This is a genomic window from Pseudoruegeria sp. SK021, assembly GCF_002119405.1.
Lineage (GTDB): Bacteria > Pseudomonadota > Alphaproteobacteria > Rhodobacterales > Rhodobacteraceae > Meridianimarinicoccus.
The window spans coordinates 1-18146 of the sequence record NZ_MTBG01000033.1; the positions used below are offsets into that span (position 1 = coordinate 1).

At 61.0% G+C, this 18146-nt stretch carries 15 protein-coding genes and 1 tRNA gene; 12 read left to right on the forward strand and 4 right to left on the reverse strand.

Translation table 11 applies throughout. The features are described 5' to 3' along the window. Positions 1–329: 329 nt before the first annotated feature. Together BV911_RS15405 and BV911_RS15410 are read right to left on the reverse strand one after the other, a co-directional pair. Positions 330–406, reverse strand: a tRNA-Arg gene (locus BV911_RS15405). A gap of 79 nt (positions 407–485) precedes the next feature. Beyond that, a complete protein-coding gene (locus tag BV911_RS15410; RefSeq protein WP_086054510.1) occupies positions 486–1244 on the reverse strand; it encodes an alpha/beta fold hydrolase in 759 nt (252 codons plus the stop codon). A 136-nt stretch (positions 1245–1380) separates the two neighbouring features. On the opposite strand from BV911_RS15410, the gene BV911_RS15415 reads away from it, so the two are divergent. Then, positions 1381–1773, forward strand: a complete 393-nt coding sequence (locus tag BV911_RS15415; RefSeq protein ID WP_086054511.1) for a hypothetical protein — start codon at positions 1381–1383, stop codon at positions 1771–1773. A 40-nt stretch (positions 1774–1813) separates the two neighbouring features. Here BV911_RS15415 and glyA read toward each other — a convergent pair whose 3' ends face one another. Then, positions 1814–3109, reverse strand: coding sequence for a serine hydroxymethyltransferase (gene glyA / locus BV911_RS15420; RefSeq protein ID WP_086054512.1), 1296 nt, complete (start codon positions 3107–3109; stop codon positions 1814–1816). A gap of 185 nt (positions 3110–3294) precedes the next feature. Here glyA and BV911_RS15425 point away from each other — a divergent pair, with 185 nt between their 5' ends. Further along, positions 3295–4101: an NAD kinase gene (locus BV911_RS15425; RefSeq protein ID WP_086054535.1), complete on the forward strand. Its 807-nt coding sequence runs from the start codon at positions 3295–3297 to the stop codon at positions 4099–4101. A gap of 52 nt (positions 4102–4153) precedes the next feature. On the opposite strand, the gene BV911_RS15430 is transcribed toward BV911_RS15425, so the two are convergent. Then, the gene (locus BV911_RS15430) at positions 4154–6433 is read right to left on the reverse strand and encodes an NADP-dependent malic enzyme (RefSeq protein WP_086054513.1); all 2280 of its coding nucleotides are present in this window, start codon (positions 6431–6433) and stop codon (positions 4154–4156) included. 190 nt (positions 6434–6623) lie between these two features. On the opposite strand from BV911_RS15430, the gene BV911_RS15435 reads away from it, so the two are divergent. The 10 genes from BV911_RS15435 (at position 6624) to lpdA (ending at position 18145) form a co-directional block, all read left to right on the forward strand. Next, positions 6624–7046: a cytidine deaminase gene (locus BV911_RS15435; RefSeq protein WP_086054514.1), complete on the forward strand. Its 423-nt coding sequence runs from the start codon at positions 6624–6626 to the stop codon at positions 7044–7046. Positions 7047–7050: 4 nt separating this feature from the next. Beyond that, positions 7051–8355, forward strand: a complete 1305-nt coding sequence (locus BV911_RS15440) for a thymidine phosphorylase (RefSeq protein ID WP_086054515.1) — start codon at positions 7051–7053, stop codon at positions 8353–8355. Further along, a complete protein-coding gene (locus BV911_RS15445) occupies positions 8355–9569 on the forward strand; it encodes a phosphopentomutase (RefSeq protein WP_086054516.1) in 1215 nt (404 codons plus the stop codon). Before BV911_RS15440 ends, BV911_RS15445 begins: the two co-directional genes overlap by 1 nt. Next, entirely contained in the window at positions 9566–10552 is a 987-nt protein-coding gene (locus BV911_RS15450) for an adenosine deaminase (RefSeq protein WP_086054517.1), read from the forward strand. The genes BV911_RS15445 and BV911_RS15450 overlap by 4 nt, the downstream gene beginning before the upstream one ends. After that, the gene (upp, locus tag BV911_RS15455; protein WP_086054518.1) at positions 10545–11195 is read left to right on the forward strand and encodes a uracil phosphoribosyltransferase; all 651 of its coding nucleotides are present in this window, start codon (positions 10545–10547) and stop codon (positions 11193–11195) included. Before BV911_RS15450 ends, upp begins: the two co-directional genes overlap by 8 nt. Further along, entirely contained in the window at positions 11192–11740 is a 549-nt protein-coding gene (locus BV911_RS15460) for an SPOR domain-containing protein (protein WP_086054519.1), read from the forward strand. The genes upp and BV911_RS15460 overlap by 4 nt, the downstream gene beginning before the upstream one ends. Further along, positions 11737–11886 (forward strand): hypothetical protein, encoded by a 150-nt coding sequence (locus BV911_RS19615; protein WP_168184101.1) that lies wholly within the window; start codon positions 11737–11739, stop codon positions 11884–11886. The genes BV911_RS15460 and BV911_RS19615 overlap by 4 nt, the downstream gene beginning before the upstream one ends. A gap of 493 nt (positions 11887–12379) precedes the next feature. Further along, positions 12380–15040: a pyruvate dehydrogenase (acetyl-transferring), homodimeric type gene (gene aceE, locus BV911_RS15465; RefSeq protein ID WP_086054520.1), complete on the forward strand. Its 2661-nt coding sequence runs from the start codon at positions 12380–12382 to the stop codon at positions 15038–15040. A gap of 25 nt (positions 15041–15065) precedes the next feature. Next, positions 15066–16346, forward strand: coding sequence for a dihydrolipoyllysine-residue acetyltransferase (gene aceF, locus BV911_RS15470; protein WP_086054521.1), 1281 nt, complete (start codon positions 15066–15068; stop codon positions 16344–16346). A gap of 14 nt (positions 16347–16360) precedes the next feature. Next, the gene (gene lpdA, locus BV911_RS15475; protein ID WP_086054522.1) at positions 16361–18145 is read left to right on the forward strand and encodes a dihydrolipoyl dehydrogenase; all 1785 of its coding nucleotides are present in this window, start codon (positions 16361–16363) and stop codon (positions 18143–18145) included. Position 18146: the final 1 nt, after the last annotated feature.

Sequence of the window (18146 nt, forward strand, 5' to 3'; positions counted from 1 at the left end):
ATGGGCTGCTGACGCCCGGTGAGGCTTATGATACCCACAATCAACACCTGAAAGTCGCCGCCTGACATGAACCCAATGCTATAGCTTGGATCGGCGGAAAACTGGTCTAAAATCTAGGACCACCTCTCCTGTCCTCGCCGCGCTACAAGGCCGATCTAAGCCAGACTGACATCCAAGAAAGGACGCAGAGGGGTAAAATCACTTCGTATCAGAGTGTTGCCCAATTTCCAAACTATCAACTGCACATTCCTCTTGACAGGGGGTGTGCATGAAAACCGCCAAAACGTGCAAGCTTATGCCTCATTGGCATTGGCACAAACAAGTGCATGTGGTGATCCCGGGACGACTCGAACGCCCAACATCCTGATTAGAAGTCAGGTGCTCTATCCAGTTGAGCTACGGGACCACGCCAAAACCGTAACGGGTCTGACGCCGGTTCGCAACGGTCTGACGCGGGGCAATGGCGTGTTTTCAGTGTGATCGGATCAGCGCAGGAACGTCTCGACCGCCGCTTCGAATTCTCGTGGCTTCTCAGCATGCAACCAATGGTTCGCGCCGGGGATTTTCACAAAACGCGCGTGCGGGAATAGCGCCGTGATGGTCGCGCGATGGTCGGGCAAAACATAGTCTGATTTGCCGCCAGACAGGAACATGGTGGGGTGATCGAATTGGGCACTGATGTTGGGGAAGCCCATGATCTCTGGCATCTCTGCGGCCAGCACCTCTAGGTTCAGCCGCCAGCGCTTGTCGGTCAGATCCAGAGATTGTAACAGGAACGCCCGGATGGCCAATTCTGGGACTTCGGCACGCAATTGACGGTCGGCATCCATGCGGGTGGATACTGTCGACAGATCAAGGCTCTGCATCGCCTCGATATAGCGCATTTGCGTGTGAGCATATTGGACGGGCGCGATGTCGGCAACGATCAGGCGCGGCACAAGGTCAGGCCGGGTCAGCGCCAAAACCATCGCCGCCTTGCCACCCATGGAATGGCCCAAAACATCGGCGCGGCCGCCATGGGCGTCGATCACCTGTGCCAGATCATCGGCGAGGTCGGGGTAGCTGTTGCTGTCGGCCCAGAAACTTGCGCCATGATTGCGCAGGTCTACGGTGATGATCTGACGCTGTGCGGAAAGGTTTTTGGCGATCACGCCCCAATTTCGGGCCGAGCCAAACAGGCCGTGGACGATCAGCAGCGGATCAGTTTGCGGCACCGGATCGCCATGAAGGGTTGTTGCAAGCACGTGCTGTCTCCGTTCGGGGTCTCGCGACCTTATCGGGGCGGTCTTGTCGCGATGTCAAGGCACGGGTGCGATGACGGCTACGGCTGGCCTCGGGCCGGGCGCTATGGCACGATCCTTGTGGAACGAGGAGGCTGGAATGGTACAGGATGCACACGCCGATGAGGTCGCAAAGCGCAACAGCGCCTTGTCAAAACTGCTAGGGCGACAATTGGATGTACCGGGACAGACATTGTCCCGCGTCACTTCCAATGCGGGCCGTTCACTGCCGCGCGGGCTGCGCCGTGATGCGCAGGACCTGATTGAGGCAGAACAGCTTGCGGCGCATCCAAAGCTGCGCGTGCAGGTGGATCCCAGACGGCTGCGGCAGGCGGATCGGCGGTTGCGGGCCCATGCCCGCACGCTGGATCCGGCCGAAGCGCGCAAAGGCCGCTTGCTTCAGCTTCTGGGAGGGATCGCGTTCAATCTGTTGATTCTGGCCGCGCTGGTGATCGGGTTTCTAGCGTGGCGTGGGCTGATCGGCCCGGGGTGAGGGCCCCCTCGGAAGGGGGCCGTCTTTCGCATCGGTCGCCTTACAGGCCGGGGTAGATCGGGAACTTTGCGCAGAGGTCCAGAACGCCGGCCTTGACCCGCTGCTCGACCTCGGCATTGCCCGCCTCACCGTTGGCTGCCAGTCCGTCAACCACTTCGACAATCCAATCGGCGATTTGACGGAATTCCGCTTCGCCAAAGCCACGGGTCGTTCCCGCCGGCGAACCGAGCCGGATACCCGAGGTCACAGTGGGTTTTTCGGTGTCGAACGGAATGCCGTTCTTGTTGCAAGTGATGTGCGCCCGGCCAAGCGCGGCTTCCGTGGCATTGCCTTTAACGCCTTTGGGTCGCAGATCAACCAGCAGCAAATGCGTGTCCGTACCACTGGTGACGGTGCCAAGGCCGCCTTTGATCAGCTGATCCGACAAGGCCTGTGCGTTCTTGATCACCTGCGCGATGTAGTCGGTGAATTCTGGGCGAAGGGCCTCGCCAAAGGCGACGGCTTTGCCGGCGATGACATGCATCAGCGGACCGCCTTGAATGCCGGGGAAGATCGCAGAGTTGAACTTCTTGGCCAAGGCTTCGTCATTGGTCAAGATCATGCCGCCGCGCGGACCGCGCAGGGTCTTGTGCGTCGTGGTGGTGGCGACATGTGCGTGCGGGAACGGCGAGGGGTAGGCCCCGGTGGCGACCAGACCTGCGAAATGCGCCATGTCGACCATCAGATAGGCGCCGACCGTATCGGCAATCTCGCGCATTTTTGCGAAATCGATGATCCGGGGAATGGCCGAGCCACCGGCGATGATCATTTTGGGCTTATGTTCTGCGGTCAGCTCTGCGATTTGGTCGTAGTCAATTTCCAGATCCTGCTTGCGCACACCGTATTGAATGGCGTTGAACCATTTGCCCGACTGGTTCGGACGCGCGCCGTGGGTCAGGTGCCCGCCAGCATCAAGGCTCATGCCCAGAATGGTGTCACCAGGTTGCAAGAGGGCCTGAAACACACCTTGGTTGGCTTGGCTGCCCGAGTTCGGCTGTACGTTGGCAAAGCTGCAATCAAACAGCTCGCAAGCGCGTTCAATGGCCAGATTTTCAGCGATATCGACATATTGGCAGCCACCGTAATAGCGCCGTCCGGGATAGCCTTCAGCGTATTTGTTGGTCATGACCGAGCCTTGCGCCTGCAGCACGGCAAGGCTGACAATGTTCTCGCTGGCGATCAGTTCGATCTCGTCGCGTTGACGGCCCAGTTCTTGGGTGATGGCGCCGAACAGGGCGGGATCGCGATCGGTCAGGCTTTCGGTGAAAAAGCCGGTGTCACGGTGGGGTGCGTTCATCTTGTGTTTCCCTCTCTCTCGGGGCCAGAGCCGCACGGGACATCGATACAGGAGGGACCCGCTTGGCGATGCCACGCTCTTTAGTGCAGCGAGCGGCCCAAAAAAAGCCCTGAAACGGGTGCATGGTGGGCAAAAGGATCGCAGGGGGAAGTTTCTAAGGGTTGAGTTTCCGGATGCGTCACGCGATGACTAGGTCAACGTACCAAAAAAACAGGGAAAAAATCGTGGTCGTTCGGACAAAGATAGCCTTTCTGGCCAGCGATGCGCCGATTGCCCAAAGTGCCCTGCGGGAATTGGCGTCTGTGTACGGAAATGTTCCCATTGAGTCGGCGGATACGATTGTGGCGTTGGGGGGCGATGGATTCATGTTGTCTACCCTGCATGCGACGCAATCCTTGTCCGCGCCGGTCTATGGCATGAATCGCGGGACCGTTGGGTTTTTGATGAATGACTTTTCCGTGGCCGATCTGCCCGAGCGGTTGGGCCGTGCCCAGGAAGAGGTCATCAATCCGCTGTCGATGCAGGCAGGCACCGCCGACGGTCGTGTCCATAGCGCGCTGGCGATCAACGAGGTCTCGTTGCTTCGGGCCGGGCCACAGGCCGCGAAACTGCGCATCAGCATCGATGGGCGTGAGCGGTTGAATGAATTGGTCTGCGATGGGGCGCTGGTCAGCACGCCGGCCGGGTCAACCGCCTATAACTATTCGGCGCATGGGCCGATCCTGCCGATTGGGTCGGGGGTTCTGGCCCTGACTGCGATGGCCGCGTTCCGGCCACGGCGTTGGCAGGGGGCGTTGCTGCCCAAGACGGCGCGGGTGCGGTTTGACGTTCTGGAAGCAAGCCGCCGTCCGGTCATGGCCGATGCTGACAGTCGCTCGGTCGATAACGTGCTCTGGGTCGAAATCGTCAGCGAACCCAAAGTCTCGCACCGGATCCTGTTTGATCAGGGCCACGGTCTGGAAGAACGTCTGCTGAACGAACAGTTCGCTTAAGGATTGCGGCCCGCGCCCCGGATCGGGCGCAGGCCGCAGCACCGCGTCGGGTCTAGCCGTAGAACGACACCGGTGTGCCGGCGATGGCCGCCACGTTGAGCAGACCGCGCGGGGTGATCGACGGTGTGACGATATGGGCCTGGTTGCCCATGCCCATCAGAATCGGCCCAACTTCCAGTCCACCGGCTTTGGCTTTCAGGATGTTGCGCACACCAGAGGCCGTTTCGGTGGTGGCGAAGACCAAGGCGTTCGCCGCACCCTCGAACCGGGAATTCTGGAACACCCGTTCACGCAACACGCTGTTCATGGCTGTGTCGACGTTCATTTCGCCTTCGTAGAGAAAATCACGCGGCTTGCCATCGAGGATCGCCAGTGCGCCGCGCATCACATCGGCGGCACGGGTGGTCAGGTTGCCGAACTCACTGCCTGAGCACAGAGCGATTTTCGGAACCACCCCGAACCGGCGCATGTGCCGGGCGCAGCCAATTACGGTTTGGGCGATTTGCTCAGATGTAGGTTCGGCGTTGATGTGGGTGTCGGCCACAAACAGCGGGCCATCCTCGAGAATCATCAACGACAGCGCGCCAATCGGTGCCAGCTTTTCGGTGCCGAGGATTTGGGTGACGTAGTTCAGGTGCCACAGATATTGCCCGAATGTGCCGCAAATCAGGCTGTCGGCTTCGCCGCGCTTGACCATGACCGCCCCGATAGCGGTGGTGTTGGTCCGCATCACGGCACGGGCCAGATCAGGGGTCACGCCGCGCCGTTCCATGATCTCCAGATAGGTGCTCCAGTAATCGCGATAGCGGGGGTCGTTCTCGGGATTGACCACGCCGAAATCGATTTCGGGCTTGATCTTGAGGCCGGCTTTTTCGCAGCGCATGGCGATCACATCGGGCCGTCCGATCAGGATCGGAGTCTCGGTGGTTTCTTCGATGATGGCGTTGGCGGCGCGCAGCACCCGCTCATCTTCGCCCTCGGCCAGAACGATGCGACGCCCTTCGGTGGCCGCTGCGGCAAAGACCGGGCGCATGATCATCGCGGATTTGAAGACCGAACCGTCCAGCTTGGCCTTGTAGGCGGCGACGTCCTCCAGCGGTTTCTTGGCGACGCCGCTTTTCATCGCGGCAAGCGCAACCGCGGTGGCAACAACGCCCATGAGGCGCGGATCGAAGGGTTTCGGGATCAGGTAATCCGCGCCAAAGCTCAGCCGTTCGCCCTGATAGGCGGCCGCGGCCTCGGCGCTGGTGGTGGCGCGGGCGAGGGCGGCAATGCCTTCAACGCAGGCCACCTCCATCTCGTCGTTGATTTCGGTCGCCCCCACATCCAGCGCGCCACGGAAAATGAACGGGAAGCACAGGACGTTGTTGACCTGATTGGGGAAGTCCGAGCGCCCGGTTGCGATCAAGGCATTGGGCTTCACCGCCCGGGCCAGATCGGGCATGATTTCCGGGGTTGGGTTGGCCAAGGCAAAGATGATCGGCGTATCGACCATTTTCGCGACCATGGCTTGGGTCAGGACGCGCGGCCCCGACAGGCCAAGAAACAGATCGGCGTTTTCAATTACCTGATCCAGCGTACGCAAGTCGGACTTCTGCGCAAAAGCCGCCTTTTGCGGCGTCATCTCTTCGGTACGGCCCTCATAGACCAATCCGGCAATGTCACAGAGCCAGATATTCTCGCGCTTCACCCCAAGTTTGATCAGCATGTTCAGACAGGCAATGCCTGCTGCACCGCCACCGGTTGAGACAACCTTGATGTCTTCAAAGGCCTTGCCTGCCACGTGCAGCGCGTTGGTGGCCGCCGCGCCGACGACAATCGCCGTGCCGTGCTGGTCGTCGTGAAAGACCGGGATATTCATCCGCTTGCGGCAAATCTCTTCGATGATGAAGCAGTCGGGCGCCTTGATGTCTTCAAGGTTGATTGCGCCAAAGGTCGGCTCCAGCGCGCAGACGATATCGGCCATGCGTTCAGGGTCAGAGGCGTCCAATTCAATATCAAAGCAGTCGATATTGGCGAATTTCTTGAACAGGACCGCTTTGCCTTCCATCACCGGCTTTGACGCCAGCGCGCCAATATTGCCCAATCCCAGCACCGCCGTACCATTGCTGACCACGGCCACGAGGTTGCCGCGAATGGTGTATCGACTGGCCGCTTCGGGATCGGCCTTAATCTCAAGACAGGCTTCAGCCACGCCGGGCGAATAAGCCCGGGCCAGATCGCGTCCATTTGCCATTGGCTTGGTCGCTCTGATCTCAAGTTTTCCGGGCTTGGGAAATTCATGATAAAAGAGCGCTTCTTGGCGCAGGCTGTCGCTGGTGTCTTCCGACATGGGGATCCTCCGGTACGTTTTGTTCGGACTTATTAAAAGCCGGTCGCGATGACCATAGACCAGTTGCCCGGGATGCGGGATGATGGATTCGCATCGATTGCTGCTTTTTCCCGAACCCGGTGCTCGGCTCTTGCAAAGCGGGGTCGGGCGCATCACTCTGGGACCAATTTGATGGGCGCAGGGGGCCGAAATGGATCTTATGACAGCAGCACGCAAGGTTCGTGACCACGCCTACGCCCCATATTCCGGGTTCAAGGTGGGCGCATCATTGCGTAGCCGCGATGGGCAGGTCTTTGCGGGCTGCAACGTCGAGAACGCCGCCTATCCAGAAGGCACTTGCGCTGAAGCTGGAGCGATTGGCGCCATGATTGCGGGCGGGGCGACCGAAATTGCCGAAATGCTGATTATCGCAGATTGCCCGCGTCCGGTGCCGCCTTGCGGTGGGTGCCGTCAGAAGCTGTCCGAATTTGCCGGGCCGGATGTGGTCGTCACTCTTGCCACCCTGTCGGGCGAGACGCAGGTGACAACGGTGGGGGCCTTGTTGCCCGGCGCATTTCAGACCGGCGACATGGGCGCGGTGCCCGTGCCGGTGGCGGTGGCGGCGCAGGACTAGTCCCTTGGACGCGCGCACTGTTCTGGCCCATCTCCGCGAGGGGATCCCCTTGACCGAAGCGCAGCTGCATTGGTTCGCCCGAGGGCTGGCCACGGGCGAGGTCAGCCATGTGCAGGGCGCGGCCTTTGCCATGGGGGTCTGTAAAGGCGGCATGAGCGCGGCAGAAATTGTGGCGTTGACCCGGGCGATGCGCGACAGCGGAGATGTGCTGCATTGGGATTTGCCGGGGCCGGTGGTGGACAAGCATTCTACCGGTGGCTTGGGCGATGCGACCAGCTTGATCGTTGCGCCAATCGCGGCTGCGCTAGGGGCATTCGTGCCGATGTTGTCGGGCCGGGGTCTTGGCCACACCGGCGGCACCTTGGACAAGTTAGAGGCAATCCCGGGCGTCTGCACTGATGTGGACGAAGCGCGGCTGCGGGCCATTGTCGGGCAGGTCGGATGTGCCATTGTCGGAGCAACCACCGAAATCGCGCCCGCTGACCGCATTTTGTACAGCCTGCGGGATCAAACCTCGACGGTGGAAAGCCGCGCTTTGATCACCGCCTCGATCCTGTCCAAAAAACTGGCTTCGGGGGCGCAGGCGCTAGTGCTGGATGTCAAAGGCGGCAGTGGCGCGTTCATGAAAACCCGGGCAGAGGCCTCGGCCTTGGCGGAATCCCTTGTGTCGACCGCCAAGGCTGCGGGCTGCGCCACACGTGCGTTGATCACTGACATGAACCAGCCGCTGGCCCGGTCAATCGGCAATGCGGTCGAGATCGCCGCGGTGGTGCAGGTCTTGCGCGATCCCCGGCCCGAAAGCCGCCTGTGCCGATTGTCCTTGGCTTTGGTGGGTGAGATGCTGGCCTTGGCGGGCCTATACCCAACCGCAGCGGCGGGTGGCCGGGCCGCGCTTGACGTGCTTCAGTCCGGGGCCGCGGCCGAGCGGTTCGCGGCGATGGTTCATGCCTTGGGTGGGCCGAGTGACGTGGTGTCCGACCCGGAACGGTACCTGCCGTCCGCACCGGTGATCTGCGATGTGCCCGCGCTGTCAGCCGGCCATATTTCCGGGATCGACGGCGAGGCGTTGGGGCAGGTGGTGTTGGAATTGGGCGGCGGCAGGCTCCGCCCTGAGGATGTGCCGGATCCGCGTGTTGGCCTGACCGATGTGCTGGCCTTGGGGGATGCGGTGGTGACGACGCAGCCCTTGGCCCGGCTTCATGCGGCCGACGCGGCCTCAGCGGAACGGGCGATCCCTGTGGTTCAAGCGGCGTTTCAAATCGGGGCGGCCACCAAGCCGCCACCGCTTATTCATGGACGGGTGGGCTGATGGCGCGGGCGTTTCTTGTGGTGCTCGACTCGGTTGGGTGTGGCGGCGCACCGGATGCTGCCCAGTTCGGGGATGCCGGGGCGGATACGCTAGGCCATATCGCCAGCGCCTGTGCCAGCGGCACCCATGGCACTGGGGGCCGAGGCCCATTGCGGCTTCCGGCACTGTCCGGCCTTGGGCTGGGCCGGGTGATGGCATCAGGGGTTGGCCGGGATGCGGTTGCCGATTGGCCTGCACCCGCACATGCAGGGGGCTTTTGGGGCGTGGCGCAGGAAGTGTCCCAAGGCAAGGACACGCCGTCGGGCCATTGGGAATTGGCCGGCGTGCCGGTGCCGTGGGATTGGTATTATTTCCCGATGACCGTCCCGGCCTTTCCAGATGCGCTGGTGGCGCGGGTCTGTGACTTGGCGGGAACAGAGGGCATCCTTGGCAATTGCCACGCGTCCGGCACCGCCATTTTGGCGGACCTTGGTGCCGAACATCTGCGCAGCGGCTGGCCGATCTGCTACACCTCTGCGGACAGCGTCTTTCAGATTGCCGCCCATGAAGAGAGCTTTGGCTTGGACCGTCTGATGGACCTCTGCGCAGCATTGGCCCCCGACCTGCATGCCCAGCAGGTTGGCCGGGTGATCGCGCGGCCCTTTCTTGGCGATGCCGCCACGGGCTTTACCCGCACCGCTAATCGCCGCGATTATGCCATGGCGCCGCCCTCGGCCACGTTGTGCGACTGGGTGCAGGCGGCGGGTGGGCGCGTGCACGCCATTGGCAAGATCAAGGATATCTTCTCGGGGCAGGGGGTCGACACGGTGCTCAAGGGCAGCGACGCTGATCTGCTCGGCCATTTGGCACAGGCGATCGCGGAGGCCGAAGCGGGCAGTCTGACCTTTGTTAATTTGGTCGAGTTTGACAGCCTCTATGGCCATCGCCGCGACGTGCCGGGTTATGCCGCCGCGTTGGAACGGTTCGATGCTGCGCTGCCAGGTCTTCTGGCGGGCTTGCGTCCCGGTGACTTGCTGGTGATAACGGCGGATCACGGCAATGATCCCACCTGGCACGGGACCGAGCATACCCGCGAACGGGTGCCGCTGCTGGGCTGTGTGCAGGGCGGAGCGGGGCCGGGCAATCTTGGCGTCCGCCAATTCAGCGATGTGGCCGCCAGCATCGCAAAACACCTTGGCGCATCCGCGTCCGGGCCCGGCCGGAGTTTTCTGTGAGTCCCTGTCCCAAAGTCGAATTGCATCTGCACCTTGAGGGCGCAGCCCCCCCCACCTTCATTCGGGATCTGGCCAAGAAAAAGTCGGTCAACCTGACGGGCGTGTTTGATCGGGATGGCGGCTATGCGTTCCGGGATTTCGGGCATTTCCTGACGGTGTATGACGCGGCCTGTTCGGTGCTGAAAACCCCTGAGGATTACCACCGGTTGACCTTGGCTGTGCTGGAAGAACAGGCGCAGCAGGGAGTGATTTATACCGAAGCTTTCCTGTCGCCCGAATTTTGCGGCGGCGGTGATCTGGGCGCATGGCGCGAATATGTGGCCGCAATCCGGGAAGCTGCCGAGCTTGCCTTTGCCCGTGACGGCACCCGCTTGCGCGGCATCGTCACCGCAATCCGCCATCTTGGCCCTGATGCGGCCCGGATAACGGCGCGCTGTGCCGCCGAGACCGCAGGCGATTGGGTGGTGGGGTTCGGCTTGGCCGGGGATGAACGCAAAGGCCGACCCCGGGATTATGTATGGTCGTTTGATATGGTCCGGGAAGCAGGTCTGAGCCTGACCGCCCATGCCGGAGAATGGGGCGGGGCCGCCTCGGTGCGCGACGCGCTGGACGATTTGGGTGTCAGCCGCATCGGTCATGGTGTGCGGGCCATCGAAGATCCTGCTTTGGTCGAACGGCTGGTGAGAGAAGGGGTGGTGCTTGAGGTCTGCCCCGGCTCGAACATCGCCCTTGGCGTGTATCCCCGGTGGAAGGATCATCCGATTGAGCGGTTGCGCGCGGCAGGGGTTCCCGTCACCGTGTCCACCGATGATCCGCCCTTTTTCAAAACCACCCTGACCGCCGAATATGCCCATCTGGCCGAGACGTTCGGCTGGGAGGATGAAACCGTGCGCGCAGTCAATCAGACCGCCGCCCGTGCCGCATTTTGCGACGACGCCACAAAGACAACATTGCTGAGCCTGCTGGAGCCACAAGATGACTAACACTACCGACGACCTAGCCCACCTGACCATCGTCGATCATCCTTTGGTGCAGCACAAGCTGACGCTGATGCGCGATAAGGCGACCTCAACCGCTGGATTTCGGCAATTGCTGCGCGAGATCAGCCAGCTTTTGGCCTATGAGGTTACCCGGTCGATGCCGATGACGACCACGCGGATCGAGACGCCGTTGATGGAAATGGACGCGCCGGTGCTGGACGGCAAAAAGATGGCGCTGATTTCCATTCTGCGGGCCGGAAACGGATTGCTCGATGGGGTGTTGGAATTGATTCCGTCGGCCCGGGTCGGCTTTGTCGGGCTGTATCGCGATGAAGAGACGCTGCAACCGGTGCAGTATTACTTCAAGGTGCCGCTTGAGTTGTCGGATCGCTTGGTGATTGCCGTGGATCCGATGCTGGCGACTGGCAACTCATCGGTGGCTGCCATTGATCTGCTGAAGAAGGCCGGGGCCACAAATCTGCGCTTTTTGTGCCTTCTGGCGTCGCCCGAAGGGGTGGCGCGGATGAAAGAGGCGCATCCAGATGTTCAGATCGTCACCGCTGCGCTGGACGAAGGGCTGACCGACAAGGGCTATATCTATCCCGGTCTCGGTGATGCGGGTGATCGGATGTTCGGCACCAAATGAGCCAGGGGCCCGCAGACTTTCGCGCCGCCATTTGCGCCACCGTTTTGGGGGGGGCGTTGTCGGCTGGCGCGTTGGCTGCGGACCCCGTTGATCTGCCGCCGCCGGGGTTTGCCGCGACGGATTATATCGACGCCGCAGGCTGTGCTTATGTCCGGGTCGCGTTGGGGGCAGAGGTGTTGTGGGCCGAGCGCCGGCAAGAGGACGGGGCGCAAGTCTGCGGCCAAACGCCAAGCCGTGCGCGGCTTGTTGCCTCGGACGAGGTGCCCGAGATTCCTCCGAACCGCAAAGGCACCGCCCCGCAATTTCCCCAGTCCGGCCAGTACGTGCAGGTCGGTGCCTTTGGGCGAACGGCAACCGCCGACGCGGTGGCCGTCACGCTGCAATCGTTGGGGCTGACGCCGCTGCGCCAAGATTTCCGCCGCGGGTCGGGTCAATTGCGCGTGCTGTTCGCCGGGCCGTTTTCGACCGATGCCGCGGCCGATGCCGCGCGTGATCTGGTCCGTCAGCAGGGGTTCGGGGATGCGTTTTTGTGGACGCAAGAGTGAGTTGCCCCGGTACCGGCATCGTTGATGACGCGGTTTGCGCCTTTGCGGCCCCGTCGATCCGGGTTCGCAACCGCCGACAAGGCGAAGTTCTGTGGAATTTCGTGATTGCGGGTCTTGCAACCCATCCGGCTTCAGTTGCTTACTGAGATCAGGAGCGAGGGAGGAGACATGCCAGATCAGACCACTTGGCCAGACGGGGCGCGCGCGGACCGGGGATTTCCCACCAGCGACACGCCGGTCCGTGCTGTGGCGGCTGAGCGACGGAAGCGGGGGCGCATTTCCGTGCCAAACCCTTCAACGTTCGATTTTGGCAATTGTCCATTCTGGTTCGTTATGATCCAGATGGGATGGTGTTATGCATGGCTGGGGGGGTTCCAATCATTACGATTTACGATAGGGAATGCGTACTGACTGATAAATCTGCATCACAATGATAACATGCAGAAAAATCCGAGGGGGGAGACATTTTCTTGCGCGCACGATCTGATCCTGAGGGGTCTGTCGGGCGCAAGAATCTGACCTCACCGCAAAAGCAGAATTGTGAAATTCCCGGCAGTCGCCGCGTGGGGTTCACTGCAAAACGTGCGCTCTGATGCCTGAATGGCGTCGGTCGCGAGGAGAGAGGAAGGACGGAATTTCATGACTCAATATCCCGACATTGATCCGATTGAATCACAGGAATGGCAGGAGGCGATTTCAGATGTGATTGAGCGTGACGGTGCTGACCGCGCGCATTTCCTTCTTGATCGCGCCGTCCAACAAGCGCGCGCAGCAGGGGCCATGTTGCCGTTTTCGGCGACCACGCCCTATCAAAATACCATTCCCACCGATGATCAGCCAGAATTCCCCGGCGATCTGGAGATGGAAGGGCGCATTCGGGCGATCAATCGCTGGAACGCCATGGCGACGGTCGTACGCCGCAACAAAGTCAGCAGCGAATACGGTGGACATATCGCGTCCTTCGCATCCTCGGCATCGATGTATGATATTGGTCTGAACCACTTCTGGAGGTCGAGATCAGAACACCATGGCGGCGATCTGGTCTTCTTTCAGGGGCACGTGGTGCCGGGCATCTATGCGCGCTCGTTCATGGAAGGCCGCATCACCGAGGCGCAACTGGAAAGCTTCCGATCCGAAGTCAGCGGCGAGGGGCTCAGCTCGTATCCGCATCCGTGGCTGATGCCGGATTATTGGCAGTTTCCGACCGTGTCGATGGGCCTTGGCCCGCTCTGTGCGATCTACCAAGCCCGCTTCATGAAATACATGCACAACCGCGGTCTGATCGACATGGCAGACCGCAAGGTCTGGTGCTTCCTCGGTGACGGCGAGATGGACGAGCCGGAAAGCCTTGGTGCGATCAGTCTGGCGGCGCGGGAAGGCCTCGACAACCTGATTTTCGTCATCAACTGCAACCTGCAGCGTCTGGACGGGCCGGTCCGCGGTAACGCCAAGATCGTGCAGGAACTGGAAGGCAACTTCCGCGGCTCGGGCTGGGATGTGATCAAGTTGCTGTGGGGACGCGGTTGGGATGACCTGCTGGAAGCCGACACCACGGGCCGCTTGCGCCAGTTGATGGAAGAAACCGTCGACGGCGATTACCAGACGTTCAAATCCAAAAACGGTGCCTATATCCGCGAACATTTCTTCGGAAAGTATCCGGAAACCGCCGCGCTGGTGGCCGACTGGACCGACGATCAAATCTGGAATTTGCGTCGCGGCGGCCATGATACCCAAAAGGTCTATACCGCTTTCAAACGCGCAACCGAGTCCAAAGGGCAGCCGGTCTGCCTATTGGTCAAGACCGTCAAGGGCTATGGCATGGGTACGGCTGGCGAAGGCCAGAACACCACCCACCAGCAAAAGAAGCTGGGCGAGGACCAACTTCGCGCCATGCGCGACCGGTTCCAAATTCCGGTGTCCGACGAAGATCTGGCAAAAGCGCCGTTCGTACAGTTGAACAACGCACAAAAGGCTTATCTGGCTGACCGTCGCCAAGCGTTGGGCGGGGCCTTCCCGGTTCGACATTGGCGCGATGCGCCGAAGCTTGAGATCCCGTCGCTCGACAAGTTCGACGGTCAGATCAAGGGTACAGGTGATCGCGAGATTTCGACCACCATGGCCTTTGTCCGCATCCTGACGACGCTGCTGCGCGACAAGAAGATCGGCAAGCAGGTGGTGCCGATTGTGCCGGATGAAAGCCGCACCTTCGGGATGGAAGGGCTGTTCCGGTCGGTCGGGATCTACAACCCGCTGGGTCAGAACTATACCCCTGAAGACGCCGATCAGATGATGTTCTACAAGGAAAGCAAGGACGGTCAGGTCTTGCAGGAAGGCATCAACGAGGCCGGCGCGATGGCCGACTGGATGGCGGCTGCGACCAGTTACTCGGTGCATGGCGTGCCGATGATCCCCTTCTTCATCTACTACTCGATGTTTGGCTTCCAGCGGATCGGCGATCTGGCTTGGGCGGCGGGCGACAGCCGGTGCCGGGGCTTCATGCTGGGCGGGACCGCCGGGCGGACCACGCTGAACGGCGAAGGCTTGCAGCACGAAGACGGCCACAGCCACGTTTTGGCAAGCACCATCCCGAACTGCATCAGCTATGATCCGACCTTCAGCTTTGAAGTCGCGGTGATCGTGCAGCACGGTTTGCAGCGGATGTTTGTGGATCAGGAAGACGTTTATTTCTACCTGACGCTGATGAACGAAAACTACCAGCACCCCGACATGCCCGAGGGCGTGGAAGAGCAGATCATCAAGGGGCTGTACTGTCTGCAACCCGAAGCGAAGCCGGCCAAGAAGCATGTGACCCTGATGGGGTCGGGCACGATCCTTGTGCAGGCGATCAAGGCGGCAGAGATGCTGAAAGAAGATTTCGGGGTCACCTCGGAAATCTGGTCGGCAACGTCGTTCAACGAACTGGCCCGCGATGGTCAGGACGCGGTGCGCTGGAACCGTCTGAACCCCTTGTCAGAGCAACGCACCCCCTACGTGACCGAGCAACTGCAAAAGGCCAGCGGTCCGATCATCGTCGCCACCGACTATATGAAGACCTTTGCCGAACAGATCCGCGCCTATGTGCCCGAAGGGTCCAGCTTTACGGTTCTGGGAACAGACGGCTACGGACGTTCGGACAGCCGGGTCAATTTGCGCCGCTTCTTCGAGGTGGATGCAAATCACATTGCGGCGGCCGCCATGGTGGACCTGTACAAGCAGGGCACAGTCACCAAGGCCGAACTGACCAAAGCTTTGAAAAAATACGACATTGATGGCGCAAAGCCCAACCCGCGGCTGGTTTGAGCGTACGGGACGAGGAGACAGACAGATGACAACAGACGTGAATGTTCCCGATATCGGCGATTTCAAGGATGTCCCGGTGATCAGTATTCTGGTCAGCGTTGGCGATACGGTCGCCGCTGAGGATCCCCTGATCGAACTGGAAAGCGACAAGGCGACGCTGGAAGTGCCCAGCCCAGCCGCCGGGGTCGTCAAAGAGATCAAGATCTCAGAAGGCGATAAAGTCAGCGAAGGCAGCCTGATCATGGTTCTGGAAGCCAGTGACGGCGCAAGCGACGCGCCGGCCAAGGCCGAAGAGAAGCCGGCTGAAAAAGCCGCAGAGGCCCCCGCTGCCGCCGCCGCACCCGCTGCGGCCGCTGCACCCGCAACGGTCACAGATGCCGGGTTCAACAAGGCGCATGCTTCGCCGTCCGTGCGGGCTTTTGCGCGCAATCTTGGCGTTGATTTGGCCAAGATCAACGGGTCGGGTCGCAAGGGCCGCATCGTGCGCGACGATGTTACCGCGGTCTTCAAAGCCGAAGCGGCCCCCGCTCCGGCGTCGGCAGCGGCTGGCGCATCGGGCGGCATGGGCATTCCGCCGATCCCGGTCGTGGATTTCTCGAAATTTGGCCCCGTCGAAGATGTGGAAATGCCCCGCATCAAGAAGCTGTCCGGCCCGGCCCTGCACCGGTCTTGGCTGAACATCCCGCATGTCACCCATAACGAAGAGGCCGACATTACAGAGTTGGACCTCTACCGGCGCGAGTTGGACGAGGCCGCGAAGAAGGAAGGCTACCGCGTCACGCTGCTGTCCTTCGTTATCAAGGCCAGCGTTTCGGCCCTGAAAACCCATTGGGAAGTGAACTCGTCGGTCCACCCGGATGGCGACAAGCTGATCAAGAAGGATTTCTACAACATCGGCTTCGCCGCAGATACGCCCGGCGGACTGATGGTTCCGGTGATCAAAGGCGCTGACCGCAAAGGTCTGGTCGAGATTTCCAAGGAATTGGGCGAGCTCAGCGCACAAGCGCGCGAAGGCAAGCTGAAAGGCGCGGATATGCAGGGCGCGACCTTCACGATCTCGTCGCTGGGCGGCATCGGCGGCACTAGCTTCACGCCGATCGTCAATGCACCCGAAGTGGCCATTCTTGGCCTGACCCGGTCGAAAATCGCGCCGGTCTGGGACAAGGGTTCGGAAACCTTCGTGCCGCGCAACATGCAGCCGCTGTCGCTGAGCTATGACCACCGTGCCATCGACGGCGCTTTGGCTGCCCGGTTCTGCGCGACCTTGAAATTCCTGCTCGGCGATGTTCGCCGGTTGATGCTGTAAGGAGGGCCGAGAGAATGGAAGTCAAAGTCCCCGACATCGGCGATTTCAAAGATGTTCCGGTCATCAGCATTCTGGTCGAAGTGGGCGATACCGTCGCTGCCGAAGACCCGCTGATTGAGCTGGAAAGCGACAAGGCGACGCTCGAGGTTCCCAGCCCGGGGGCGGGGGTCGTCAAAGAGATTAAGGTCAAGCCTGGCGATAAAGTCAACGAAGGCAGCCTGATCCTTGTGCTGGAGGGGGCCGATGCGGCCCCCGAAAAGGCCCCTGAAAAGTCCAAGGAAGACGCGTCTGCCGCACCGGCTGAAAAGCCTGCGTCATCCGCACCCGCCACAGCGTCCGATGCCCCGATGCCCGCTGTGGCCGGTGCGCCTAAGAAAGGCGACCAACATGCGGATGTGGTGGTTCTGGGCTCTGGTCCGGGCGGCTATACTGCGGCATTCCGTGCCGCAGATCTTGGCCTGTCGGTAATCCTGATCGAACGCAACCCGACCCTCGGCGGCGTCTGCCTGAATGTCGGCTGTATCCCGTCAAAGGCGTTGCTGCACGTGGCCAAGGTCATCACCGAGGCCGAAGAGATGGGCAGCCATGGTGTGAAATTCGCCAAGCCCGAGATCAATCTCGACGAAATCCGCGCCTTCAAGGACGACACGGTCGGCAAGCTGACCGGCGGCCTGACCGGGCTGGCCAAAGCGCGCAAGGTCACAGTCGTGACTGGTACCGGCAAATTCACCGGCAGCCACATGATCGAAGTCGAGGGTGCCGATGGCAAGACCTCGGTCAGCTTTGATCAGTGCATCATCGCCGCGGGCTCTGAGCCGGTGACCTTGCCGTTCATTCCGCATGATGATCCTCGGGTGGTCGACAGCACCGGTGCGCTGGAACTGGCAGATGTTCCCAAGCGGATGCTGATCTTGGGCGGCGGCATTATTGGTCTGGAAATGGCGTGTGTCTATGACGCGCTCGGCTCGAAGATCACCGTGGTCGAGTTCATGGATCAGTTGATGCCTGGTGCCGACAAAGACATGGTCAAGCCGCTGCACACGCGGGTTGCCAAGCGCTATGAAAACATCCTGCTGAAAACCAAAGTCACCGGGATGGAGGCGCAAGAGGACGGCCTGAAGGTCACGTTCGAGGATGCCAAGGGCGAGGTCACAACTGACACGTTCGACAAGGTTCTGGTGTCGGTTGGCCGTCGTCCCAATGGCAAGCTGATCAATGCTGACGCCGCCGGCGTGGCAGTGGATGACCGTGGCTTTATTGCCGTGGACGGTCAGCAGCGCACCGGCGTCAGCCACATCTTCGCAATCGGGGATGTCGTTGGCCAACCGATGTTGGCGCATAAAGCGGTTCACGAAGGCAAGGTTGCGGCCGAGGTCTGTGCAGGCAAAAAGCGGTTCTTCGATGCGCGCCTGATCCCGTCTGTGGCCTACACCGATCCTGAGGTGGCATGGGCTGGCTTGACGGAAACCGAAGCCAAGGCCAAGGGCATCAAATATGAGAAGGGCGTGTTCCCTTGGGCAGCCTCTGGTCGCGCTCTGACCAACGGTCGCTCGGAAGGCATGACCAAGCTGCTATTTGACCCCACCAACGACCGTGTTATTGGGGCGGCTATCGTCGGCACCAACGCGGGCGAGTTGATTGCTGAAGCTGCGCTGGCCATTGAGATGGGCGCGGATGCCGTGGATCTGGGTCACACCATCCATCCGCATCCCACCCTGTCGGAAACGCTGAATTTTGCGGCTGAAATGTTCGAGGGTACGATCACCGATTTGATGCCCCCGAAGAAAAGGAGCCATTGAT